Origin of the sequence: Streptomyces sp. NRRL S-495 (assembly GCF_000966955.1) — a bacterium.
Lineage (GTDB): Bacteria > Actinomycetota > Actinomycetes > Streptomycetales > Streptomycetaceae > Kitasatospora > Kitasatospora purpeofusca.
The window spans coordinates 1-359 of record NZ_JZWY01000663.1; the positions used below are offsets into that span (position 1 = coordinate 1).

Annotated in this window: 1 pseudogene; it reads left to right on the forward strand. The window is 74.9% G+C overall.

Annotated features, from left to right (window positions below):
• Positions 1-166: 166 nt before the first annotated feature.
• Positions 167-359 (forward strand): annotated as a pseudogene (locus tag VR45_RS30215) (hypothetical protein); the annotation flags it as partial.

The window sequence follows — 359 nt, forward strand, 5'->3', positions numbered from 1 at the left end:
GACCGGCACTCAGGGACGCCCTCCCCGCGCGGCGGCGCGGGGAGGGTTCCCGGCCTGCCCCCACCCTGCCCTTTCGGGCCGCACCGTGCCCCGGGCTGAACCCGCGAAGATCCCCGGAGCGTTTCTTCAGTGTCCATGCAGGCCACCCGAAGGAGCACCCACCGCCATGGGAAAGCGTCGCAAGCCCAGCCCCCCGAGCCGGGCCCGCCTGGCGGTCCTCACCACGGCCGTGGCCGGCGGGGCGGTGCTCGCCTCGGGCACGGCCCACGCCGAGCCCGCTCCCACCCTCGCCTCCGTCAAGGAGCAGGTGGACCGGCTGAACGAGGAGGCCGAGCAGGCGATCGAGCGCTTCAACGGCT